The sequence below is a fragment of the Flavimobilis sp. BM9 genome, from assembly GCF_058313055.1.
Genome location: NZ_JBZEMO010000003.1, coordinates 51,101 through 74,251, shown reverse-complemented (window position 1 = coordinate 74,251; position 23,151 = coordinate 51,101). Strand labels below are relative to the sequence as shown.

General features: G+C 70.7%; 17 protein-coding genes and 1 pseudogene. 12 read left to right on the top strand and 6 right to left on the bottom strand.

What is annotated here, in order from left to right; all coding sequences use genetic code 11:
* Nucleotides 1-12 precede the first annotated feature (12 nt).
* The gene (gene glgX, locus AC4F3Q_RS06380; protein WP_491039236.1) at nucleotides 13-2,178 is read left to right on the top strand and encodes a glycogen debranching protein GlgX; all 2,166 of its coding nucleotides are present in this window, start codon (nucleotides 13-15) and stop codon (nucleotides 2,176-2,178) included.
* A gap of 27 nt (nucleotides 2,179-2,205) precedes the next feature.
* Nucleotides 2,206-3,066 (top strand): PPK2 family polyphosphate kinase, encoded by an 861-nt coding sequence (locus AC4F3Q_RS06375; RefSeq protein WP_491039235.1) that lies wholly within the window; start codon nucleotides 2,206-2,208, stop codon nucleotides 3,064-3,066.
* Between the two features lie 7 nt (nucleotides 3,067-3,073).
* Here AC4F3Q_RS06375 and zapE read toward each other — a convergent pair whose 3' ends face one another.
* Entirely contained in the window at nucleotides 3,074-4,111 is a 1,038-nt protein-coding gene (gene zapE / locus AC4F3Q_RS06370) for a cell division protein ZapE (RefSeq protein ID WP_491039234.1), read from the bottom strand.
* Between the two features lie 53 nt (nucleotides 4,112-4,164).
* Here zapE and AC4F3Q_RS06365 point away from each other — a divergent pair, with 53 nt between their 5' ends.
* The 3 genes from AC4F3Q_RS06365 to AC4F3Q_RS06355 all read left to right on the top strand — a co-directional run bounded on the left by AC4F3Q_RS06365 (nucleotide 4,165) and on the right by AC4F3Q_RS06355 (nucleotide 6,799).
* On the top strand, nucleotides 4,165-4,974 hold the full coding sequence (locus tag AC4F3Q_RS06365; RefSeq protein WP_491039233.1) for a dihydrofolate reductase family protein: 810 nt from the start codon (nucleotides 4,165-4,167) through the stop codon (nucleotides 4,972-4,974).
* A gap of 21 nt (nucleotides 4,975-4,995) precedes the next feature.
* The gene (locus AC4F3Q_RS06360) at nucleotides 4,996-5,481 is read left to right on the top strand and encodes a hypothetical protein (RefSeq protein ID WP_491039232.1); all 486 of its coding nucleotides are present in this window, start codon (nucleotides 4,996-4,998) and stop codon (nucleotides 5,479-5,481) included.
* A gap of 91 nt (nucleotides 5,482-5,572) precedes the next feature.
* Nucleotides 5,573-6,799 carry a carboxylate--amine ligase gene (locus AC4F3Q_RS06355; protein WP_491039231.1) on the top strand — a complete coding sequence of 409 codons (1,227 nt, stop codon included), beginning with the start codon at nucleotides 5,573-5,575 and terminating at the stop codon, nucleotides 6,797-6,799.
* Here AC4F3Q_RS06355 and AC4F3Q_RS06350 read toward each other — a convergent pair whose 3' ends face one another.
* Together AC4F3Q_RS06350 and gnd are read right to left on the bottom strand one after the other, a co-directional pair.
* Nucleotides 6,800-7,960: a DegT/DnrJ/EryC1/StrS family aminotransferase gene (locus AC4F3Q_RS06350; protein WP_491039230.1), complete on the bottom strand. Its 1,161-nt coding sequence runs from the start codon at nucleotides 7,958-7,960 to the stop codon at nucleotides 6,800-6,802.
* A gap of 100 nt (nucleotides 7,961-8,060) precedes the next feature.
* A complete protein-coding gene (gene gnd / locus AC4F3Q_RS06345) occupies nucleotides 8,061-9,494 on the bottom strand; it encodes an NADP-dependent phosphogluconate dehydrogenase (protein ID WP_491039229.1) in 1,434 nt (477 codons plus the stop codon).
* A 305-nt stretch (nucleotides 9,495-9,799) separates the two neighbouring features.
* Here gnd and AC4F3Q_RS06340 point away from each other — a divergent pair, with 305 nt between their 5' ends.
* From AC4F3Q_RS06340 to AC4F3Q_RS06310, 7 genes are all read left to right on the top strand, one after another.
* Nucleotides 9,800-10,375: a DUF3000 family protein gene (locus AC4F3Q_RS06340; protein WP_491039228.1), complete on the top strand. Its 576-nt coding sequence runs from the start codon at nucleotides 9,800-9,802 to the stop codon at nucleotides 10,373-10,375.
* 84 nt (nucleotides 10,376-10,459) lie between these two features.
* Nucleotides 10,460-11,722, top strand: coding sequence for an HRDC domain-containing protein (locus tag AC4F3Q_RS06335; protein WP_491039227.1), 1,263 nt, complete (start codon nucleotides 10,460-10,462; stop codon nucleotides 11,720-11,722).
* A gap of 23 nt (nucleotides 11,723-11,745) precedes the next feature.
* Nucleotides 11,746-12,747, top strand: coding sequence for a lipid II:glycine glycyltransferase FemX (locus tag AC4F3Q_RS06330; protein WP_491039226.1), 1,002 nt, complete (start codon nucleotides 11,746-11,748; stop codon nucleotides 12,745-12,747).
* A 109-nt stretch (nucleotides 12,748-12,856) separates the two neighbouring features.
* Nucleotides 12,857-14,110 carry a thiolase family protein gene (locus AC4F3Q_RS06325; RefSeq protein ID WP_491039225.1) on the top strand — a complete coding sequence of 418 codons (1,254 nt, stop codon included), beginning with the start codon at nucleotides 12,857-12,859 and terminating at the stop codon, nucleotides 14,108-14,110.
* A 9-nt stretch (nucleotides 14,111-14,119) separates the two neighbouring features.
* On the top strand, nucleotides 14,120-16,258 hold the full coding sequence (locus tag AC4F3Q_RS06320; protein ID WP_491039224.1) for a 3-hydroxyacyl-CoA dehydrogenase NAD-binding domain-containing protein: 2,139 nt from the start codon (nucleotides 14,120-14,122) through the stop codon (nucleotides 16,256-16,258).
* 188 nt (nucleotides 16,259-16,446) lie between these two features.
* Entirely contained in the window at nucleotides 16,447-17,286 is an 840-nt protein-coding gene (locus AC4F3Q_RS06315; RefSeq protein WP_491039223.1) for a sulfurtransferase, read from the top strand.
* Between the two features lie 28 nt (nucleotides 17,287-17,314).
* Nucleotides 17,315-17,605 carry a DUF1416 domain-containing protein gene (locus AC4F3Q_RS06310; RefSeq protein ID WP_168447303.1) on the top strand — a complete coding sequence of 97 codons (291 nt, stop codon included), beginning with the start codon at nucleotides 17,315-17,317 and terminating at the stop codon, nucleotides 17,603-17,605.
* 111 nt (nucleotides 17,606-17,716) lie between these two features.
* Here AC4F3Q_RS06310 and pflA read toward each other — a convergent pair whose 3' ends face one another.
* From pflA to dxs, 3 genes and pseudogenes are all read right to left on the bottom strand, one after another.
* Entirely contained in the window at nucleotides 17,717-18,598 is an 882-nt protein-coding gene (gene pflA / locus AC4F3Q_RS06305; protein WP_168447302.1) for a pyruvate formate-lyase-activating protein, read from the bottom strand.
* Between the two features lie 47 nt (nucleotides 18,599-18,645).
* Nucleotides 18,646-21,044 (bottom strand): annotated as a pseudogene (gene pflB, locus AC4F3Q_RS06300) (formate C-acetyltransferase).
* A gap of 178 nt (nucleotides 21,045-21,222) precedes the next feature.
* A complete protein-coding gene (dxs, locus tag AC4F3Q_RS06295) occupies nucleotides 21,223-23,100 on the bottom strand; it encodes a 1-deoxy-D-xylulose-5-phosphate synthase (protein WP_491039222.1) in 1,878 nt (625 codons plus the stop codon).
* Nucleotides 23,101-23,151 lie beyond the last annotated feature (51 nt).

The window sequence follows — 23,151 nt, the reverse complement described above, 5'->3', positions numbered from 1 at the left end:
AGTCTGTTCCCCATGCTCAACTGGCCAGGTCAGCCCTACCCCCTCGGTGCCACGTTCAACGGCTCCGGCACCAACTTTGCGCTGTTCTCCGAGGTGGCGGAGCGCGTCGAGCTCTGTCTCTTCGACGACGACGGGAACGAGACCCGCGTCGAGGTGACGCAGACGACGGCGCACGTGTGGCACACGTACCTTCCCGACGTGCAGCCTGGCCAGCGGTACGGCTATCGGGTCCATGGCCCGTACGACCCGGCGAACGGTCACCGCTGCAACCCGGCGAAGCTGCTGCTCGACCCGTATGCCAAGGCGATCGACGGCGAGGTCTCCGCGGACCCGTCGCTGTACTCGTACACGCCCGCCCAGTCCGGCGTGCTCGACGACGCCGCGCACCTCAACACGGACGACTCGGCAGGCGCGACCATGAAGTCCGTCGTGGTGAACCCGTTCTTCGACTGGGGCCACGACCGTCCGCCGGCCCACGAGTACCACGAGCTCGTCATCTACGAGGCGCACGTGCGCGGCCTGACGATGACGCACCCTCAGGTGCCCGAGCACCTTCGAGGCACCTATGCGGCGCTGGGCCACCCGGCGATCGTCAGCTACCTCAAGGATCTCGGCGTGACCGCCGTCGAGCTCATGCCGGTCCACCAGTTCGTCAACGACACGCACCTCCAGGACCGGGGGCTGAGCAACTACTGGGGCTACAACACGATCGGCTTCCTCGCGCCGCACGGCGCGTACGCGGCCGGGGGCACCCGGGGTCAGCAGGTCCAGGAGTTCAAGGCGATGGTCAAGACGCTCCACGAGGCGGACATCGAGGTGATCCTCGACGTCGTCTACAACCACACGGCGGAGGGCAACCACCTCGGCCCGACGCTGTCGTTCCGCGGGCTCGACAACCGTGCCTACTACCGGCTCGTCGACGACGACCTCGCGCACTACTTCGACACGACCGGGACCGGCAACTCGCTGCTCATGCGATCGCCGCACGTCCTTCAGCTCATCATGGACTCGCTGCGCTACTGGGTCACCGAGATGCACGTGGACGGGTTCCGTTTCGACCTTGCCGCGACGCTCGCGCGCCAGTTCCACGAGGTGGACCGGCTCTCCGCGTTCTTCGACATCGTCCAGCAGGACCCGGTCATCTCTCAGGTCAAGCTCATCGCCGAGCCGTGGGACCTCGGCAGCGGCGGCTACCAGGTGGGCGGCTTCCCGCCGCTGTGGACCGAGTGGAACGGTCGCTACCGCGACACGGTCCGTGACTTCTGGCGGGGCGAGCCCGCGACGGTCCCCGAGCTCGCGAGCCGGCTGACCGGTTCCTCCGACCTGTACGAGGGCGGCGGCCGCACCCCGTCGGCGTCGATCAACTTCGTCACCGCGCACGACGGCTTCACGCTGCGCGACCTCGTGGTCTACGAGAAGAAGCGCAACGAGGCCAACGGCGAGGACAACCGCGACGGCGAGAGCCACAACCGGTCGTGGAACTGCGGTGTCGAGGGCCCGACGGACGACCCGCAGATCAACGCTCTGCGTGCTCGTCAGCAGCGCAACATGCTCGCGACCCTGCTCCTGTCGCAAGGCGTGCCGATGATCGCGCACGGCGACGAGATCGGCCGGACGCAGGGCGGGAACAACAACGGCTACTGCCAGGACAACCCCACGACGTGGATGGACTGGGACCTCGACGACGACTCCCGCGAGCTGCTCGCCTTCACGCAGCACCTCATCCGGCTGCGGCACGACCACCCCGTGCTTCGCCGCAGCAAGTTCTTCACGGGCGCCCCGACCCAGGAAGGCGGCCTGCGGGACGTCGCCTGGTTCGACACGTCCGGCGACGAGATGAACGCCGCGGACTGGGACGCGGACTATGCGCGCACGCTCATGGTCTTCCTCAACGGGGAGGCCATCACCGAGCCTGACGTGTACGGCGAGAGGATCGTCGACGACTCGTTCCTCGTGCTGTTCAACGGGCACCACGAGGATGTCGAGTTCACCGTCCCGGCCCGCACGTACGGCGAGCGGTGGAGCATGATTGCGTGCACCGACCCGGAGGTTCCCGTCGACGACGCGGACGGCATCCTCACCGCTGGCGAGAAGATCTCTGTGACGGCCCGGAGCGTGCTGGTGCTCGGCCGTCCACCGCTCGAGCCAGGAACACCACCGGTCACCGAGGTCCGCTGAGCGGGCCGCCCGACGAAGGAGCAGGTCATGTCGAAGAAGCCGTCCCTGTCCTCTGACCTCACCGAGCTGCTGCGCGTGCGCGAGGGGTTCGACCTCGCGTCGTTCGACCGTGGCAGCCGTCCGGGACTGAAGGGAGGGTCGAGCGCCGCCGAGGACCTGCTCGCCGACCAGGGCGAGGTGCTCGACGAGCTCCAGGAGGAGCTGTACGCGCACGGCCGCGCCGGCGGAACGCGCAGCGTCCTGCTCGTGCTGCAGGGCCTGGACACGGCGGGCAAGGGCGGGATCGTCCGCCACGTCGTGGGGCTCGTCGACCCGCAGGGCGTGACGATCCGCTCGTTCGGCGTGCCGACGGAGGAGGAGCGCGAGCACGACTTCCTGTGGCGGGTCCGGCGCGCGCTGCCTGAGCCGGGGCGCATCGGCGTCTTCGACCGGTCCCACTACGAGGACGTGCTGGTCGCGCGCGTGGACGCTCTCGTCCCGCCTGAGGTGTGGGAGGCACGGTACGACCTGATCAACGAGTTCGAGTCCGAGGTGGTCGCGGCCGGGACGGTCGTGGTCAAGGCTGCACTGATGGTCTCCTACGAGGAGCAGGGCGAGCGCCTCGCCGAGCGGCTCGAGCGCCCCGACAAGCACTGGAAGTACAACCCGTCGGACATCGACACCCGGCTGCGGTGGGACGACTACCAGGAGGCGTACCAGGCGGTCTTCGACCGGACGAGCACGGAGCACGCGCCGTGGCACGTGATCCCGGCAGACGACAAGGACTATGCCCGGGTCGCCGTGTCGCAGCTCCTCGTGGAGGCGCTCGAGAGCCTCGATCTCGACTGGCCCGAGGCAGACTTCGACGTCGCCACCGAGAAGGCCCGGCTCGAGGCGACGCGACGGTGACCCGCGCTCAGGAGGAGGGGCTGACGAGCGTGCGCCCCTCCTCGGCGAGCGCGCCGAGGCGTGAGAGCGCCCTGAGGTACTTCTTGCGATAGCCCCCTGCGAGCATCGCTGGCGGGAAGAGCGCTGTCTCGCCGCTGCCACCGAGCAGGACGGGCACGTCGCGGTCGTACAGCCGGTCGACGAGGACGACGAAGCGCAGCGCCTCCGCCTGGCTCTCGATCGTCCGCACGCCGCGCAGCGCCACGAGCGAGACGCCGTCGAGCATCGCGCCGTAGCGGCTCGGGTGCACCTGCGCGAGGTGCGCGAGGAGGTCGTCGAAGAAGTCGAGCGTCGCGCCTGCGCGGTGCTCCGCGGACTCGACGAGCTCGGCGTCGGGCAGCGGCTGCGCTGCCGTCACGACGGCGCGGTGCCGGTAGTCCTCGCCGTCGACGCGCAGCACCTCGAACCGCGCGGCGAGCGCCTGGATCTCCCGGAGGAAGTCCTCGGCCGCGAAGCGGCCCTCACCGAGCGATCCGGGCAGGGTGTTCGACGTCGCCGCGATCGCGACGTCGCGGTCCGCGAGCTCACGCAGGAGGCGCGACATCAGCACGGTGTCGCCCGGGTCGTCGAGCTCGAACTCGTCGATGCAGACCAGGTCCTTGTCGCCGAGCGCCTCGACGGTCGGGGCGAACCCGAGCGCTCCGACGAGGTTCGTGTACTCGACGAACGTGCCGAACGCGGCACGCTCAGGCCCGAGCGCGTGCGCGAGCGACGCGAGCAGGTGCGTCTTGCCGACCCCGAACCCGCCGTCGAGGTACACCGCGGGCGTGCTCCCGCGGCGCCGTCGCAGCAGGGCGCCGAACCCGCGCGCGGGCGCGACGAGCGTGGCCGCGACCTCGGCGAGGCGTTCGACGGCGCGCTGCTGGCTCGGGTGCGCCGGGTCCGGCCGGTAGGACGCGAACGACGCGTCGGAGAAGTGCCGGGGCGGGACGAGGTCACGCAGGAGACGGGTGCGGTCCGCGGTCGGCCGGACGTCGCAGAGCGACGGTGGTGGGACGAAAGTCACCCCGCGAGCGTAGACCAGGCGCACCCTGGGGGCTGCCGACCTACAGTGGCCGCATGACCTCCGCACCGACGTTCGACCTCCTGATCGACGCTGGCCGCGCCGTCGCGCAGGCCACGCGCATCGCCCCCGAGGCGGGCGAGCCGCGCCTGGGCGAGCTCCTCGCGCACCCGGAGCCCCGCGACGGCCGCGGGGTCCACGTCCGCGCGAACATGGTCGCGTCGGTCGACGGCGGCGCTTGGGGCGCCGACCACCGATCCGGGTCCATCAACGATGCGGCCGACCTGCGGGTCTTCGAGGTGCTGCGCGCGCTCGCTGACGTCGTCCTCGTCGGGGCCGGCACGATCCGCGCGGAGCGCTACGGCCCCGTCGAGCGTCCCGCGCGTCTCGCGGCACTCACCGCTGCGGCGGGCAGGTCTCGCGGGATCGTCACTGCGGTCGTCTCCCGGACCGGGGTCCTCCCGCCGTCCCTCCTCGACCAGGGTGCGCGGACGATGCTCCTCACGACCTCCGAGGGCGCCGCGGCACACCGGGGCTCCGACCTCGACCGGGACGGTCGGCTCGTCGTCGTCGACGACGGCGCTGGCGGGGTCGACCTCCGCGCTGCGCTCGACGCGCTCGCCGAGCGCGGCCTGACGCGCGTCCTCACCGAGGGCGGGCCGCACCTGCTCGCGACCCTGCTCGACGAGGGCCTCGTCGACGAGCTCATGCTCACGACGAGCCCGCGCCTCGTCGGACCCGCGCCCGGCCGCATCGTCGCCGGGCCGCGCAGCCTCCAGGACACGCTCGACACGCAGGCCACCCCGGCCGTGCTGCTGCACGCCGGAGGGACCCTCATCACGCGCTGGGTGTTGCGGGGCCGCTGACCGGGCGAGATAGTCGAGGACATGGACACGACCCTCGTCCTCGCGCAGGACGCACTGACCTCGTTCGACGTCTCCCACATCCTCGCGGCCGCTCCGGCGTCCGAGGTCCGGTACCACGTGCTGGTCCCCGCCGACACGGAGCGCAACCTGCTGGTCGGGCTGCTCGACGACATCTACACGGACGGCTTCCGTGAGGCGTTCGCCGCGGCGCGCCGCGGCATGCCGGACTCGCGGACCGCGACCATCACGGCTCAGCAGTCGCTCGACGCGAGCATCGTCGAGCTCTCCGCCGCCGGCGCGACGGCGACGGGCGAGATCGTCGCCGACGACCCGTTGCCCGCGCTGCGCGCCGCGGTCGCGGCGGACCCGAGCGTGACGTCGGTCGTCGTCGTGACGGACCCGCACGCGGTCGAGGACACGTTCCGTCTGGACTGGGCGTCCAAGGCGCGTGACGCGCTCGACCTCCCCGTGCTGCACCTGTACCGCGGCACGAGCATGCTCGGCTGAGCGGCGGCCGACGAGGCCGTGACGCCGGACACGTATCATCGACCGTGCGCCCCGCGCCCTCTCCCGCCACCTGAACGGACTCCTGCGCCACATGACCTCGACCCCTGATTTCGTGCCTGTCATCCTCGGCACGAACATCAACGCGTACAACGTCGCACGCTCGATCCACGAGGCCTACGGGGTGACGTCGATCGCACTCGGGCGCGCTCCCCTGCCCGCCACGCGCGACTCGAGCATCGTCGACGTGCGGGTCGACCGGCACCTGGATCAGCCCGAGGTGCTCGTCGCACGGCTGAAGGAGCTCGCCGCGGAGATCGGCGACCGTCCGAAGGTGCTGTTCGCCAACATCGAGCTGTACACGAACATCGTCGTCGCCCACCGCGACGAGATCGGCGCGGACTACCTCGTCCCGCTGGTCGGCCCGGACCTGGCCGCGAAGCTGATGAACAAGACGGACTTCTACGCGACGTGCGCAGAGCTCGGCGTGCCGCACCCCGAGAGCGTCATCGTGCGCCCTGGGCCGCTCGACGGCGTCGGTGACGCCCTGCCCTTCCCGTACCCCGTGATCCTCAAGCCGTCGAACACCGACATCTACCCACGGCTGCGCTTCGAGGGGCAGCAGAAGGTGTACCTCGTCGAGGACGCTGCGTCTCTGCGCGACGTGGCGGCGCGCATCTTCGCTGCCGGGTACGACGACGACCTCGTCGTCCAGGAGTACCTCGCGGGCGACGAGTCGGTCATGCGGGTCGTCAACACGTACTCCGACCGGCACGGCCGCATGCGGTTCCTGTCGGCGGGTCAGGTCGTGCTGACGGAGTACGACCCGCGCGAGGTCGGCAACAACAACGCGATCGTGTCGATCCACGACCCCGCGCTGACGGACTCGGTACGGCGTCTGCTCGACGGCGTCGGGTACACGGGCCTCGCGAACCTCGACGTCATGCTCGACCGTCGGACCGGCGAGAGCAAGATCCTCGAGGTGAACCTGCGGCTCGGCGCGACGAGCTACTACACGCGCGCCGCGGGCGGCAACGTCACCGAGCACGTCGTCGGCGACCTCGTCGAGCACGCGGAGCTCGCGGACACGGTGACGACTGCCGAGCGCCTGTGGGTCAACGTCCCGTACCTCGTCGTCCTGCGGTTCGCGCCGCGCGCGCTGCGTCCGCTGCTGCGTGCCGCGAAGAAGCGCGGTGGGCCCGTCCACACGCTGCGCTACCGGCCGGACATGACGTGGCGTCGCCGTCTGATCCTGGCGCGCGAGGACCTGCGGCGCTCGCGCAACTACGTGCGCTACGCGGGCACGCGGCTCAACCGCTGATCAGCGCCCGAGGAGCTCGCGGACGTACCCGACGATCTCGCGGGCACGCTCCTCGCTGACGTTCGTCGGCAGGTTCACGAGCCGCGCGACGAGGTCCTCCGACACCGCGAGGCGCGGGTCGCCCGGGACGTACCCGTACGCGGCCGCGTCGAGCGCGCCCGGGAAGAGCGCGGGGCGGTACCAGCGGCCCGCGTGCACGCCGCGCTGCGCGAGCCCTTCGACGAGCCGCTCGGCGGCGGTCTCGTCTGCGGCGAGGAACGGCATCCGCACGAGCGGCTGCCCGCTGCGCGTCCCACCGGGCACGTCGACGACGTCGCTCAGTCCTTCGACGTAGACGCCGACCGCTGCGGCGCGCACCTGCTCCTGCTCCGCGAGGTGTGGAAGCGCCGCCGCAGCCTGCGCGACGATGTACGGCGACGGCGCAGCCGGCGCGTGCGGCAGTCCGCCGCGCTGCTCGACGGGCGCAATCGCGGGCTCGAGCAGGCCTGCCCTGACGAGCCCGCGCCGCAGCGGTCGCGAGACCGCTCCGGGCAAGCGGTTGAGCACGCGGTTCTGCGTGCGGTAGGCCCGCGTCACGAGGTCGAGGCGGCGACCGATGGGCTCGAGCGCACCGAGCGCCGCGACGACCTCGTCACGCAGCCCGGGCTCGAGGCGGGGAGAGACCCAGACGGCTCCACCGAAGCGGGTGGGGAGCATCTTCTCGATGCCGAACGAGTGGACGGACACGTCCGCGACCGGCGCGCCGTCGTCACCGACCGCGACACGTCCCACGCAGTGCGCAGCGTCCTCGAGAAGGATTGCCCCTGCGGAGTCCGCAGCGGCGCGCAGTCCGAGCGAGGTCGCCTGGTCGACGATGCCGAACGTGTGCTGCAGGACGACTGCCCGGGTGCTGCTGCCGGTCGTGAGCGCAGCGGGGGCGATCGCCGCCGTGGCAGCGTCGATGTCGGCGTACACGGGCGTGAGACCCGCGGCGATGATCGGGTCGACGGCCGTCGCGCACGTGAGGACCTGCGTGACGACGTCGCCTGTGCCCCGCACGCGCGCGAGCTCGCGCAGCACCACCTGCATCCCGTACCGCGCCTTGAACACGAGGAACCAGTCGCTCGCGTCGGTCCCGGTGCGCCGCGCGAGGTCTCGCGTGACGGCGGTGTGCTCGGTCATGTCTCTCCGCTTCGACGGGGCCGGCTCGACGCCGGCCTGGAGCACAGGAGCGAGGCGCCCTACGGACGAACCGGTGGGGCGCCTCGCCGCGTGCTGGTTGTCAGGCCGGCGACTCGGTGCGGTCGCCCGACCACTCGGTGTGGAAGACGCCCGGCTTGTCGACGCGCTGGTAGGTGTGCGCACCGAAGAAGTCACGCTGCGCCTGGATCACGTTCGCGGGCAGACGCTCGGCGCGGACGCCGTCGTAGTACGCGAGCGACGACGAGAACGCCGGCGTGGGCACGCCGTTGAGCGCGGCCTGCGAGACGATGCGACGCCACGCGGCGACGCCGTTGCCGACCGCCTCGGTGAAGTACGGGTCCGCGAGCAGCAGGGCCAGCTCCGGGTTGAGCTCGTACGCCTCGGTGATGCGGTTGAGGAAGCGTGCGCGGATGATGCAGCCGCCGCGCCAGATGCGAGCCATCGCCCCGCGGTCGATCTCCCAGCCGAACTCCTCGGCGGCCGCGGCGATCTGGTCGAAGCCCTGCGAGTAGGCGACGACCTTCGACGAGTAGAGCGCGAGGCGGACGTCCTCGATGAAGGCGTCACGATCGGTGACGTCCCACTCGCCCGCGACGGCGGGCAGGATCCGCCCGGCCTCACGCTGCGGCGTCGAGCCGGAGAGGGCGCGCGCGAACGTCGCCTCGGCGATGCCCGTGATCGGCACGCCCAGGTCGAGGGCGTTCTGCACGGTCCAGCGCCCCGTGCCCTTCTGCTCGGCACGGTCGAGGACGATGTCGACGAACGCCTTGCCGGTCTCCGCGTCGACGTGCTGCAGCACGTCAGCGGTGATCTCGATGAGGAACGACTCGAGGTCGCCCTTGTTCCACTCGGCGAAGATCTCGCCGATCTCCTGCGCGGACGCGCCCAGGCCGGCCTTGAGCAGGTCGTAGGCCTCGGCGATGAGCTGCATGTCGGCGTACTCGATGCCGTTGTGGACCATCTTGACGAAGTGGCCGGCGCCGTCGGAGCCGACGTAGGTGCAGCACGGCACGCCGTCGACCTTGGCTGAGATGTCCTCGAGGATCGGGCCGAGCCACTCGTAGGACTCGCGCGAGCCTCCGGGCATGATCGACGGGCCGTTGAGAGCGCCCTCCTCACCGCCGGAGACGCCGGTGCCGACGAAGTGCAGGCCGTGGGCGCGCAGCGCCTCTTCGCGACGACGCGTGTCGGGGAAGTGCGCGTTGCCGGCGTCGATGACGATGTCACCCTCGTCGAGCAGCGGGACCAGCTCGTCGATGACGGCGTCGGTCGGGCCGCCGGCCTTGACCATGATGACGACCTTGCGCGGCCGGGCGAGCGACGCGACGAAGTCCGCCATCGTCTCGCTCGGGATGAACTCGCCCTCGTCGCCGTGGTCGGCGATCAGGGACTCGGTCTTCGCGTACGACCGGTTGTGGACTGCGACCGTGTATCCGTGGCGGGCGAAGTTCCGGGCGAGGTTCCGTCCCATGACCGCCAGGCCAGTGACACCGATCTGTGCGCGTGCCGTCATCCGTCAATCTCCCTCTGATGAGTGTCTACGACCGTCAAGCCTAGCCGGGCCTGTCCCGGGTGCTCATGCCTGTCCACGACGGCGAGACGCGGCCGCCGAGGGCGCACGGAGGTGCGCGGGGGCGGTGGCGGGGCGGGGCTCGACGCCGGTGCCATCGTCCCACCGTCTGGCTCTCGTGTGTCGAGGTTGCCTCGCGTTGCCACGGCCTGGCCCCCACGCCGCGGGGAGGTCACGGACCGGCCACGGTCCTGGCGTCTCGGCGTGGCGCCCGTCCGTGCGTCTGAGGGTCCTCCTAGTGTGTCGGCATGGTCAGTACGGCGGTCACCGAGGTCCCCGCGCCCTTCGCGCGTGCCCTCGGCGCGCTGCGCGACGCCGCCCGCACCTTGCGCATCCAGGTGCAGGAGGTTCCTGCTCCACGGGCCGCGCGGTACTCGGTCGCACTCGAGGGCACGCTGGCCGACCCGGGTGACGACGCGCACGAGCTCGCTGACGGCACGTTCGTCGTGCTGTTCGACCCGCCGACGAGCGAGGACGCCGAGGGCGCCTTCCGCGTCGTCGTGCTGGTGCGAGCGGAGCTCGACGCGGAGATGAGCGTGGACCCGATGCTGAGCGAGGTCGCATGGACGTGGCTCACGGAGTCGCTCGCACGGTTCGCGGTCCCTCTCGATTCCCTCGGCGGCTCGGTCACGCGCACGATCACGACGAGCCACGGGGCGGTCAGCGCACGTCCCGGGCTCGTCGAGCTCGAGCTCCGTGCGTCGTGGACGCCGCAGACGGCCGACCTTGGCGGCCACCTCGAGGCGTGGGCGCACGTCATGCGCAGCTGTGCCGGCCTGCCGGACGTGCCTGAGGGCGTCGCGGTCCTGCCTGCCCGGGCCTGAGCCGTCCTGCTGCGGTCATACGTCACCCTCACTGCACGGCCGCGCCTGAAGGATGAGCGCGCCGGCGCGCCATAACCTGAACGCATGAACGAACCCGCACCGGCCGCGTCCGCGGTCGAGGACACGTCGGCGGACGAGCCGATCATCACCCCGCTCACGGAGCCGGCCGACGGCATCCCGGACGTCGTGGACACGCCGGAGGCGCTCGCCCGGACCGTCGCCGCCTTCGCCGCGGGGACGGGTGCTGTCGCGGTCGACGCGGAGCGGGCGAGCGGCTACCGCTACGGCCAGCAGACGTACCTCGTGCAGCTTCGCCGCCAGGGCGCGGGCACCGCGCTCGTCGACCCCGCGGCGCTGCCGGACCTGTCGTCGCTGAGCGACGCTCTCGAGGGTGTCGAGTGGGTCCTGCACGCGGCGTCTCAGGACCTGCCTGGGCTCGCTGAGCAAGGCATGCACGCGTCTGCGGTGTTCGACACGGAGCTCGCGGCCCGGCTCCTCGGCATGGAGCGCGTGGGGCTCGCCGCGGTCGTCGCGGACACGCTGGGCCTGGGGCTCGCGAAGGAGCACTCGGCGGTCGACTGGTCGACGCGCCCGCTCCCGGAGGACTGGTTGCGGTACGCGGCGCTCGACGTCGAGGTGCTCGTCGAGGTGCGCGACATCCTGGCGGCGCGGCTCGAGCGCGCGGGCAAGACCGAGTGGGCGCGTCAGGAGTTCGAGGCGGTCCGGCTCGCGCCTCCTGCGCCGCCGCGCGTCGACGCATGGCGGCGGGTGTCCGGCGTGCACACGTTGCGGCGGCCGCGCCAGCTCGCGGTCGTGCGTGAGCTGTGGGCTGCGCGCGACGAGAACGCGCGCAAGCGTGACATCGCTCCGGGGCGGATCCTGCCCGACCGTGCGATCGTCGCGGCCGCGGTCGCGGCACCGCGCAGCGTCCCGGCGCTGCTGGCGGTGCCGGGGTTCACGGGGCGCTCGGCGTCGCGTCGCGCGCCCTTGTGGCAGGCCGCGATCGACCGGGCGTTCGCCCTGCCCGACGACGAGCTGCCGCCGATGCGCGGTCCGCGCACCGATGCTCCCCCGCCGCCGCGGGCGTGGCCCGACCGTGAGCCGGCCGCTGCCGCACGCCTCGACGCTGCGAAGGAGGTCGTCGAGTCCTTCTCGCAGAGCTACCACGTCCCCGTCGAGAACCTGCTGCAGCCCGACGCGCTGCGTCGCCTGTGCTGGGCTCCGCCTGCGGTGGTGACAGCCGAGTCCGTGACCGAGCAGCTTGCTGCGCGCGGCGCTCGGCCGTGGCAGACGGACCTGCTCGCCGACCCGCTCGCGACGGCGCTGAGGTCTGCCGAGAAGGCCTGAGCTCCGCCGAGTAGGGTTGGCGGGTGCACCAGACCGAGACAGTCACCGACCCTTCCGAGTGGGACCGCATCGTCGACGCAGCGGGTGGTCACCCGCTCCAGCTGTGGGGCTGGGGTGAGGTCAAGGCGTCCGGCCCGTGGCGCCCGGTCCGCCTGAAGGTGCTGGGACCGGATGGCGAGGTGGCGGGTGGCGCGCAGGTGCTCGTCCGGCGCCTGCCGGCGCCGTTCCGCGCTCTCTCCTACGTGCCGCGCGGCCCGTTCGTCACCCCTGACGGCGTGGGCTCCGAGGCTGCGCGCACCGCGGTGATCGACGCCGTCGTCGCGTACTGCAAGCGTGAGATCGGCGGTGTGGGCGTCACGATCGAGCCCGACTGGGACGAGAGCACGCCCATCGCGGCGTCGGGGCTGCAGCGGGCGTCGAACACGATCTTGTACCCGTCGACGCTCATCCTCGACCTGACGAGGTCTGAGGAGGTGCTGCTCGCTGCGGCCGGGAAGTCGACGCGCTACGACATCCGCAAGGCGGGTCGGTCGGGCCTCGAGGTCCGGCGGGTGACGAGCGAGGCGGAGGTCCGCGACGTGATCGACCTCTACCGGGTCTCTGCCGCGCACGCGGGCTTCCCGCTGCACGACGACGAGTACTACCTCGCGATCCACCGCGAGATGGGTGACGCGTCGCTCCTGGTCGCAGCGTTCTCCGAGGGCAAGCCGTGCTCGTTCGTGTGGAGCGTCGTCTCGGGTGCGACGGCGTTCGAGCTGTACGGAGGTGTCGACGACGCGGGACGCAAGCTGAGAGCCAACGCTCCGGTGAAGTGGCACGCGACGCGTCTCGCCGCCGAGGCGGGTGTGCGCCGCTACGACATGAACGGTCTGCTGAACGACGGGATCAGCGAGTTCAAGAAGTCCTTCGCGCAGCACACGGACGAGCTGGTCGGGACGTTCGACGTGCCTTTCGGCCCGCTCTTCGCTGTCTGGGACAAGGCGTTGCCGACGGCGAAGCAGGTGTTGCGCAAGATCCGCCGCTGACACAGCTCGTTACTCATACTGGCGGTTCTTGAAACTGTCAGTACTATGAATCCTGACACCTCCCGGAACCGGGAGGCGGACAACGCCGTCCCACCTGTCAGGAGAGCTCATGCCAGCAACCACGAGGTCCGCGCGCCGCGCCTCCGCCCGTGACGTCGTCTTCGTCGAAGGCGTACGCACCCCCTTCGGCAAGGCCCGCCCCGACGGCCTCTACGCCGAGACCCGAGCAGACGACATGGTCGTCAAGGCGCTGCGCGGCCTGCTCCGCCGCCTGCCGTCCCTGCCCGCCGAGCGCATCGACGAGGTCGCGATCGCGGCGACGACCCAGCAGGGCGACCAAGGCCTGACCCTCGGCCGTTCGGCCGCAGTCCTCGCCGGGCTCCCCCGTTCCGTCCCCGGTTTCGCGATCGACCGCATGTGCGCGGGTGCGATGACCGCCGTCACCACGACCGCGTCCGCGATCGGCTACGGCCAGCAGGACGTCGCCCTCGCGGGCGGTGTCGAGCACATGGGCCACCACCCGATGGGCTTCGACGCCGACCCGAACCCGCGGTTCGTCTCCGAGCGGCTCGTCGAGCCGACCGCTCTCATCATGGGTGCGACCGCCGAGAACATCCACGACCGCATGCCGCACCTCACCAAGGAGCGCGCCGACGCCTACGGTGTCGCGAGCCAGGCCAAGTACGCGGCAGCCGTCGCCGCGGGCAGGGTCGCACCGGACATCGTCCCGATCGCGGTCCGCTCCTCGACGCTCGGCTGGGGGCTCGCCGACGCCGACGAGCTCGCCCGCCCGGGCACGACGATGGCGGACATCGCAAACCTCAAGACGCCGTTCCGCCCAGGCGGACGCGTCACCGCGGGCAACGCCTCGCCGCTCACCGACGGCGCCGCGATCTGCCTGCTCGCCGCGGGCGACACCGCCGAGGAGCTCGGGCTTCCCGTCCGCATGCGCCTGGTCTCGTTCGCCTACGTGGGGGTGGACCCGGAGGTCATGGGGCTCGGTCCCGTCCCCGCGACCGAGCGCGCGCTCGCCAACGCCGGTCTCACGATCGAGGACATCGGCCTGTTCGAGCTCAACGAGGCGTTCGCGGTCCAGGTGCTCGCGTTCCTCGACCACTTCGGCATCGCCGACGACGACCCGCGCGTCAACCCTGATGGTGGCGCGATCGCGATCGGGCACCCGCTCGCGTCGTCGGGCGTCCGCCTCATGACGCAGCTCGCACGCCACTTCGAGGCGCACCCCGAGGTGCGCTACGGGTTGACGTCGATGTGCATCGGCCTCGGCATGGGCGGGACCGTCATCTGGGAGAACCCGCACCACGCCGAGTACGCCGGGCACACGACCATCGAGAACGAGAGCTGAGGACCGGTCATGACCGACACCACCACCGCACCCAGCGAGACCTCGACCAGGGGCGAGCGCGTGACGCACAGCCTCGTCCGCGACGTCCGTCTTCCCGGCGGCGCCGGGGTCATGGCGCTCGTGACGCTCGACAACGGTCTCGACCACACCAAGCCGACGACGCTCGGGCCGCAGGGCCTCGCCGAGCTGCGCGCCGTGCTCGAGACGCAGCAGGCACGCGCCGCCGCCGGCGAGGTCGCCGCCGTCGGCGTGACGGGCAAGCCGTACTTCCTCGCGGCCGGCGCGGACCTCAACGCGGCCGTTCGCGTCGACGACCGCGCAGCCGCGCACGCTCTGGGGCGCGCCGGGCACGACGCGTTCCGCCTGCTCGGCGAGATGGGCGTACCGACGTTCGCGTTCATCAACGGGCTCGCCCTCGGGGGCGGCCTCGAGGTCGCGCTCAACTGCGACTACCGCACGGTCGCGTCGGACGTCCCCGCGCTCGCGCTCCCCGAGACCGGGCTGGGCCTCATCCCCGGGTGGGGTGGCGCGTACATCGTGCCGCGGCTCGTGGGCATCGAGCGGGCGATCGACGTCATCCTCACCCGGCCGGCGGCAAACAAGCCGTTCAAGGCGGCGGAGGCAGCCGAGATCGGGCTCGCGGACGCGCTGTTCGACGCCGCAGACTTCCTCGAGCAGTCGCTCGATTGGGCGGGGCGCGTCGTCGCGGGCGAGACGACGGTCGAGCGCCCGGCACCCGCCGACGCCGCGACCTGGCGGGCGGTCGTCGACGTGGCGCGCAGCCGTGTCGACGCCGTCGTGCACGGGTCCAGGCCCGCCCCCGGCCGCGCGCTCGACCTGCTCGCGCTCGGCCCTGACGCGGACCGCGACACGGCGTTCGCGGCCGAGGACGACGCCCTCGCGGACCTGATCATGACCGACGAGCTGCGCGCGAGCATCTATGCGTTCAACACGGTCAACAAGGCGAAGCGTCCTGAGGGCGCGCCGGACCCGAAGCTCGCACAGCCGGTGACGCGGGTCGGCATCGTGGGTGCGGGCCTCATGGCGGCGCAGCTCGCGCTGCTGTTCGCGCAGCGGCTGTCGGTCCCGGTGATCATGCGTGACCTCGACGACGAGCGTGTCGCCCAGGGCCTCGCTCACGTCCACGGGTCGCTCGACAAGCTCGTCTCGACAGGCCGCATGCCGGCGACCACGGCGGACCGTATCCGGGCTGACGTGCACGGGACGACCGACCTCGCCGACATGGCCGGGTGCGACTTCGTGATCGAGGCCGTCACCGAGATCCTCGACCTGAAGAAGCGCGTGTTCGCGGAGCTCGAGACGATCGTCTCCCCCACGACCGTGCTCGCGACGAACACGTCGGCGCTCTCGGTCACGCGCATGGCGGCGGACCTGAAGCACCCGGAGCGCGTCGTCGGCCTGCACTTCTTCAACCCGGTCGCGCAGATGCCGCTCGTCGAGGTGATCCACGCCGAGCGGACGTCGATCGAGGCGACCGCGACCGCGTTCGCGGTCGCGAAGAAGCTACGCAAGACGGCCGTGGGCGTCGCCGACCGGCCCGGCTTCGTGGTCAACCGTCTGCTCGTGCTCCTGCTCGGGGAGATCGTGCGCGCGGTCGAGTCGGGTACGCCGGTCGATGTCGCCGACCGGGCGTTGCGCCCGCTCGGCCTGCCGATGGGGCCGTTCGCGCTGTTCGACCTCGTCGGGCCTGCGGTCGGCCTGCACGTCCTCACGTCGCTGCGCGAGGAGCTCGGCGACCGGTTCGCTCGCTCCGAGGGTCTCGAGCGGATCGTCGCCGAGGGGATCAAGGTCGTGCGGCCTCCGGTCGCCAAGGGCGTGCCTGCGGACGTGGACCCGGCGATCCAGGAGGTCTTCGGTCCTGCTGGCGGGCCGGGCGCTCTCGACGAGGCGGGCGTGCTCGACCAGGTGCTCACCGCACTCACCGTGGAGATCGGCCACATGCTCGACGAGGAAGTCGTCGCGGGCGTCTCGCAGATCGACCTGTGCATGATCCTCGGCGCCGGTTGGCCGTTCGCGTCCGGCGGCATCGCGCCGTACCTCGACCGGAACGGGTACAGCGAGAAGGTTCTCGGCCGCAGGCTCCTGCCTGACGGCGTCGCGAACGTCCCGGAGACCGCGCTGCACTGACCTGGCCGCGCGGACAAGGGCCCCGGGCCGGGCTGCTCAGGCAGGCCGGCCGGGGGCCCTTCGCACGACTTTGTCCACGCGCGACTGAGACGCCGGTCCAGCATTCAAGATTCTGCGGCGATGCCGATGTCTCGTGCCGCCCCTCGGATACGTTCGCGCCACCAGCAGCAGCCACCGCAGGAGGACCCATGGCACGCAACGACGTACTCGTCACGACCGAGTGGGCCGAGGCCAACCTCGCCACCCCCGGACTCGTCTTCGTCGAGGTCGACGAGGACACCACCGCCTACGACGCCGCCCACCTCGACGGTGCCGTCAAGCTCGACTGGAAGCTCGACCTCCAGGACCCGGTCCGCCGGGACTTCGTCAACAAGGAGCAGTTCGAGGCGCTCCTGTCCGCGAAGGGCATCGGCAACGACGACACGGTCGTCCTCTACGGCGGCAACAACAACTGGTTCGCGGCCTACGCGTTCTGGTACTTCAAGCTCTACGGCCACCAGGACGTGCGGCTGATCGACGGCGGCCGCAAGAAGTGGGAGCTCGACGGCCGCCCGCTCAGCAGCGCCACCGTCACCCGGCCCGCCACGACGTACACCGCGACCGAGCAGGACCAGAGCCTGCGCGCCTTCCGCGACGAGGTCGTCGCGTCGATCGGCACGAAGAACCTCGTCGACGTCCGCTCGCCCGAGGAGTTCGCCGGCAAGATCCTCGGGCCGGCACACCTGCCACAGGAGCACTCGCAGCGTGGCGGCCACGTCCCCGGGGCGATCAACATCCCGTGGTCCAAGGCCGCGAACGACGACGGCACCTTCCGCAGCGACGAGGAGCTCGCTGCCCTCTACGGCTCGGCCGGCCTCGACACCGACCGCCCGACGATCGCGTACTGCCGCATCGGTGAGCGCTCGAGCCACACGTGGTTCGTCCTCTCCCAGCTCCTCGGGCAGAAGGACGTCAAGAACTACGACGGCTCGTGGGTCGAGTACGGCTCGCTCGTCGGCGTCCCGATCGAGGTCCCCGCGGCGGTCTGACCGCCCTCACCCACCTCCAGGAGGAGTCATGAGCACGTGCGGTGCACCCGCCCAGGGGGGCGACGTCGTCGTCGCGCCGGGCGCCACGGTCGTCGACGGCGTCGTCGCCCGCGAGGGCGAGCCGGTCCCGGGGGCGTACGTCCGTCTGCACGACGCCGACGGAGAGTTCACAGCCGAGGTCGTCACGGGCCCGGGGGGCGAGTTCGTCTTCTACGCGCGCCCGGCGCGCTGGGAGCTGCGGGTGCTGACCCGCACGGGCTCCACGTCACAGCACGTCGAGGCCGCGGTCGGCCGCACGAGCGTGACGCTCACCGTCTGACGGGCGGCGGGCCGCTCGATCGTCAGGGGACGACGAGCGGGCACACAGGGAACGACGAAGGTCCGCGACAGGTGTCGCGGACCTTTGTCGTGTCGTCGTGGGGCGTACGGGTCAGTAGACCGTGAGCCCACGCTTGCGGAAGCGAGCCCGGACCGCCTCGACCTCGTCGTTCGACGGCGGCTTCGTGTCGCCGAGCTGATAGTCGAGACCGAGCGAGTCCCACTTGTCCTTCCCCATCTGGTGGAAGGGCAGCACCTCGACACGCGACACGTTCGGCAACGTCGCCGCATACTCCGCGACCTTCTCGACGTTCTCCGGGTCGTCGGTGAGTCCGGGCACGAGCACGAACCGCAGCCACACCTCGACGCCCTTGTCCGCGAGACGCCGACCGAAGTCCAGCGTCGGCTGCAGCGCGCGACCGGTGACCTTCTTGTACGTCTCCGGGTCGCCCGACTTCACGTCGAGCAGGACCAGGTCGATGTTGTCGAGCATCTCGTCCGTGCACGCCGCACCGAGGAAGCCCGACGTGTCGATCGCCGTGTGGATGCCCATCTCCTTCGCCCCGGCGAGGATCGTCGCCGCGAACGCAGGCTGCATGAGCACCTCCCCACCCGAGAGCGTGAGTCCTCCGCCGGTCGCGCGGAACACCGAGCGGTAGCGGCGGATGCGCCGCAGCAGCTCGGTCGCCTCGACCGGGTCTCCCGAGCGCATCTGCATCGTGTCCGGGTTGTGGCAGTACAGGCACCGCAGCGGGCACCCGGACAAGAACACGGTCATGCGCGTCCCAGGGCCGTCGACCGCGGTGACGAGCTCCCAGGAGTGCACCGAGCCGAGGAGCCCGGAACGCATCTGTGCGAACCGTTCGGTGCGGTCGGCGTCGGACAGCTCGAGGGCTGCCGTGCCAGCGCCGACGGCGCGGCCCGCAGGCGCGTCGAAGCCCTGGTCACCGCTCGCCCCGCCGCCGACCACGGGGGCGGGAAGACTGATGGTCATCTCGTTGATCTCCGTTCTGTTCGGTCGGGGCGGGGCAGCGGTAGGGCTCAGGCGCTCTGGTGGAACGTCCGCGAGAGGACGTCGAGCTGCTGCTCACGAGTCAGCTTGACGAAGTTCACAGCGTATCCGGAGACACGGACCGTGAGCTGCGGGTACTTCTCGGGGTGCTCCATGGCGTCCTCGAGGGTGTCCTTGTTCAGGACGTTGATGTTGGCGTGGTACAGGCCCTTGACCCCGCCGTTGCAGTCCCGCGCCGCCTTCATGTCGGCGAGGCGCTCGTCGAACTTCTTGCCCATCGTCGTTTCCTTCCGTCGGTCCTACGAATGTGTCGGTCGGGTCAGTCCTGCGGGATGAAGCCGGCGTCGAGGATGCCGACCAGGTTGGCGACCTGCTCGTCCTTCGTGCGGCCGAGGCCCGAGGGGGTGATCGTGTTCGTCAGCGAGATGCCGTCGAGCGCGTCGTTGTAGTCGAGCTTGCCGACCGAGAGCATCGAGGCCACCATGCCGTGCGTGTCCGCGCCGTTCTCCGGGTTGGCACCCGGGGCGAACGGGGTGCCCTTCTCGTGGCCCGAGGGGAACGAGCCGGTCGCCTTGCCGTAGACCACGTTCGACGTGATCGTCAGGACCGACTGCGTCGGGATCGCGTCGCGGTACATCGGGATCGCCTTGATCTTCGACATGACCGTGTGCACGATCGTCGCCGCGATGTCGTCAGCGCGGTCGTCGTCGTTGCCGTACTTCGGGAAGTCGCCCTCGGTGACGTAGTCGACGACGAGACCGGTCTCGTCGCGCACCGGGGTGACCGTGGCGTACTTGATGGCCGAGAGCGAGTCCGCGACGATCGACAGGCCGGCGATGCCGCAGCCCATGGTGCGGATGATGTCGCTGTCGTGCAGCGCCATCTCCATCGCCTCGTAGGCGTACTTGTCGTGGCTGTAGTGGATGATGTTGAGCGCCTCGACGTAGGTGCCGACGACCCAGTCGAGCATGTCCTCGTACTTGGACCAGACCTCGTCGAAGTCGAGCGGCCCGTCACCCTTGACCGGCTCGTAGCCGGTAACGATCTGCTTGCCGCTGACCTCGTCACGTCCGCCGTTGATCGCGTACAGCAGCGACTTCGCGGCGTTGACACGCGCTCCGAAGAACTGCATCTGCTTGCCGACCTTCATCGGGGAGACGCAGCACGCGATGGCCGCGTCGTCGCCCCAGCGCTCACGGATCTGCTCGTCAGACTCGTACTGGATCGAGCTCGTCTCGATCGAGATCGCGGCGCAGAACTCCTTGTAGCCCTCCGGCAGCTCCTCGTCCCAGAAGATCGTGATGTTCGGCTCCGGGGCAGCGCCCAGGTTGCGCAGGGTCTGCAGCAGGCGGAACGAGGTCTTCGTGACGAGGGTGCGGCCGTCCTCAGCGATACCACCGTCGGACCAGGTGGCCCAGTACGGGTCGCCCGAGAAGATCTGGTCGTAGTCGATGGTCCGCAGGAAGCGCACGATGCGGAGCTTGATGACGAGAGCGTCGATCATCTCCTGGGCGTCCTGCTCCGTGATCGTGCCCTCGGCGAGGTCACGCTCGAAGTACGCGTCGAAGAAGGCGGAGAGGCGGCCGAACGACATCGCGGCGCCGTCCTGCGACTTCACGGACGCGAGGTAGCCGAAGTACGTCCACTGGACGGCTTCCTTCGAGTTCGCGGCAGGGCGGCCCAGGTCGAAGCCGTACTGCTCGCCGAGGTTCTTGAGCTTCTTGAGCGCGCGGATCTGCTCCGAGTGCTCCTCGCGGTAGCGGGCCCAGTGCTCGCTGAACGGCTGGTCCGCGACCTTGTCCTTGTCCTTCGCCTTCTCGGCGATGAGGAAGTCGACCCCGTAGAGGGCGACGCGGCGGTAGTCACCGATGATGCGGCCGCGGCCGTAGGCGTCGGGCAGGCCCGTGATGATGTGCGACGAGCGCGCGGCGCGGATGCGCGGCGTGTAGATGTCGAAGACGCCCTCGTTGTGCGTCTTGCGGTACTTGGTGAAGATCTCCTTGACCTGCGGGTCGGGCTCGAGGCCGGCCTCGCGGATCGCGGTCTCGACCATGCGCCACCCGCCGTTGGGCATCATCGCGCGCTTGAGCGGGGTGTCGGTCTGCAGGCCGACGACGACGTCGTCCTCAGCGCAGATGTAGCCGGCGGGGAAGGCGTCGACGTCGGCGGGGGTGTGCGTGTCGACGTCGAAGACGCGCTTCGCGCGCTCGACGGAGAGGTAGTCCTTCTCCAGGGTGTCCCAGACGGCCAGCGTCTTCGTCGTCGGGCCGGCGAGGAAGGACGCGTCTCCCTCGTAGGGGGTGTAGTTGCGCAGGATGAAGTCGCGCACGTCGACGGTCTCGGTCCAGGAACCCTTGTCGAAGTTGCGCCAAGCATCAATGGTGACGGTCTCGGGGGTACCCGTGGTTCCGTCTGCGGTCGTCGTCATCGCCGTCTCCTCGTGGATGGATCATCGTTCTGATCGTGGTTCCACCGTAGGGAGAAATTGGTGGGACGACTTGGGACCTATGGCTCTGCGATGCCCGATTTGTTGAGTCGTGCGTCACAGGTCGAAGAACCCTCAGGCGACAAGGCTCCCACAGGTCACGGGGTACGCGCCTGGGTCATCACCCCAGGAGCCGCAGCACGTCCGCCGTGATGTCGGGGACGGTGAGCCTGTTGCCCTCCGCGACCTGCTCGCGGCTCGCGTGCGGGAGGAACGCGGTGGGCAGCCCGACCGTGTGCACGGGAGTGCGCACCCCCGCCTCGGCGGCACGTTCACGCACGAGCGCGCCGACGCCCCCGTCTGCGAGCCCGTCCTCGATCGTGATGACCAGGTCGTGCTCTCCCGCCGACTTCACGAGGGCGCTGGGAACCGGCAGCACCCACGTCGGCGAGACGACCGTGCACCCGATGCCGAGCGCCGCGAGCTTCTCCCCCAGCCCGAGCGCGGTCTGCGCCATCGAGCCGATCCCCACGACGAGCACGCGTCGCTCCTCGCCGTCGCCCGGCTCGTGCCGCGCGAGGACGTCCACGCCGTCGAGCTCGTCGACAGCGACCAGGTCCGGACCGACAGAGCCCTTCGGGTAGCGCACGACCGTCGGGGCGTCGTCGACGTCCACCGCCGCGCGCAGTGCCGCGCGCAGCGTCGACTCGTCGCGCGGCGCCGCAAGGCGCAGCCCCGGCACGATACGCAGCATCGCCAGGTCCCACACGCCGTTGTGGCTCGCGCCGTCGTCTCCCGTGATGCCCGCGCGGTCGAGGACGAACGTGACCCCCGCACGGTGCAGGGCGACGTCCATGAGCACCTGGTCGAACGCACGGTTGAGGAACGTCGCGTACACCGCGACGACCGGGTGCATACCTGCGAAGGCCATCCCGGCCGCGGACGTGACCGCGTGCTGCTCGGCGATGCCGACGTCGAACGTGCGGTGCGGGAACTCCGCCTGGAAAGGCGCCAGCCCGACCGGGTTGAGCATCGCGGCCGTGATCGCGACGACGTCAGGCCGCCGTCGGCCGATCGCGACGATCTCGTCGGCGAACACCGACGTCCATCCGAAGCGCGACGGAGCGACCGGCAGTCCCGTCTCCGGGTGGATCTGCCCGACGGCGTGGAACCGGTCGGCGACGTCCTGCTCCGCGGGCGAGTATCCGCGCCCCTTCTCCGTCATCACGTGCACGAGCACAGGGCCACCGAACGCGCGCGCGGCGCTCAGGGAGCGCTCGAGCGCGGCGACGTCGTGGCCGTCGACCGGGCCGATGTACTTCAGCCCAAGGTCCTCGAACATGCCCTGCGGCGCGACGACGTCCTTGATGCCCTTCTTCAAGCCGTGCAGCGCGTCGTACGTGACGCGACCCGGCAGGCCGGACCGCTTGAGCGTGCGCTTGCCCCAGCTGAGCACCTGCTCGTACCCGCGCGTCGTGCGCAGCGTGTCGAGGTGGTGCGCGAGGCCGCCGATCGTCGGCGCATAGGACCTGCCATTGTCGTTCACGACGATCACGAGGCGCTCGTCGGTCGAACCGGCGATGTTGTTGATGGCTTCCCAGGCCATGCCGCCCGTGAGCGCGCCGTCGCCGATCACCGCGACGACGTGCCGGTCCAGCGCACCCTTGAGCGCGTTGGCCTTGGCGATCCCGTCCGCCCACGACAGGGCGGTCGAGGCGTGCGAGTTCTCGACGACGTCGTGCTCGGACTCGGCACGGCTCGGATATCCCGACAGGCCGTCGTGCCGGCGCAGCCTCGAGAAGTCCTGGCGCCCCGTCAGGAGCTTGTGCACGTAGGACTGATGGCCCGTGTCGAACACGAACGTGTCCGTCGGCGAGCTGAAGACGCGGTGCATCGCGATCGTCAGCTCCACGACGCCGAGGTTCGGGCCGAGGTGGCCTCCGGTCCGTGAGACCGCCTGCACCAGGAACTCGCGGATCTCGGCGGCAAGCTGCTCCGTCTGCGCGATCGTCAGCGTGCGCAGGCGCGCCGGTCCCGTGATCTGCTCGAGAAGCCCCATCGCGTCGTCCTCCAGGTCTCCGGCCCCGACCGGGTACCGGACGTCCGCCGG

Bases quoted from the DNA above. Each gene is read 5' to 3' on its own strand.
- glgX (WP_491039236.1), top strand. From the start codon at position 13: ATGCTCAACTGGCCAGGTCAGCCCTACCCCCTCGGTGCCACGTTCAAC.
- AC4F3Q_RS06375 (WP_491039235.1), top strand. From the start codon at position 2,206: ATGTCGAAGAAGCCGTCCCTGTCCTCTGACCTCACCGAGCTGCTGCGC.
- AC4F3Q_RS06365 (WP_491039233.1), top strand. From the start codon at position 4,165: ATGACCTCCGCACCGACGTTCGACCTCCTGATCGACGCTGGCCGCGCC.
- AC4F3Q_RS06360 (WP_491039232.1), top strand. From the start codon at position 4,996: ATGGACACGACCCTCGTCCTCGCGCAGGACGCACTGACCTCGTTCGAC.
- AC4F3Q_RS06355 (WP_491039231.1), top strand. From the start codon at position 5,573: ATGACCTCGACCCCTGATTTCGTGCCTGTCATCCTCGGCACGAACATC.
- AC4F3Q_RS06350 (WP_491039230.1), bottom strand. From the start codon at position 7,960: ATGACCGAGCACACCGCCGTCACGCGAGACCTCGCGCGGCGCACCGGG.
- gnd (WP_491039229.1), bottom strand. From the start codon at position 9,494: ATGACGGCACGCGCACAGATCGGTGTCACTGGCCTGGCGGTCATGGGA.
- AC4F3Q_RS06340 (WP_491039228.1), top strand. From the start codon at position 9,800: ATGGTCAGTACGGCGGTCACCGAGGTCCCCGCGCCCTTCGCGCGTGCC.
- AC4F3Q_RS06335 (WP_491039227.1), top strand. From the start codon at position 10,460: ATGAACGAACCCGCACCGGCCGCGTCCGCGGTCGAGGACACGTCGGCG.
- AC4F3Q_RS06325 (WP_491039225.1), top strand. From the start codon at position 12,857: ATGCCAGCAACCACGAGGTCCGCGCGCCGCGCCTCCGCCCGTGACGTC.
- AC4F3Q_RS06320 (WP_491039224.1), top strand. From the start codon at position 14,120: ATGACCGACACCACCACCGCACCCAGCGAGACCTCGACCAGGGGCGAG.
- AC4F3Q_RS06315 (WP_491039223.1), top strand. From the start codon at position 16,447: ATGGCACGCAACGACGTACTCGTCACGACCGAGTGGGCCGAGGCCAAC.
- AC4F3Q_RS06310 (WP_168447303.1), top strand. From the start codon at position 17,315: ATGAGCACGTGCGGTGCACCCGCCCAGGGGGGCGACGTCGTCGTCGCG.
- pflA (WP_168447302.1), bottom strand. From the start codon at position 18,598: ATGACCATCAGTCTTCCCGCCCCCGTGGTCGGCGGCGGGGCGAGCGGT.
- dxs (WP_491039222.1), bottom strand. From the start codon at position 23,100: ATGGGGCTTCTCGAGCAGATCACGGGACCGGCGCGCCTGCGCACGCTG.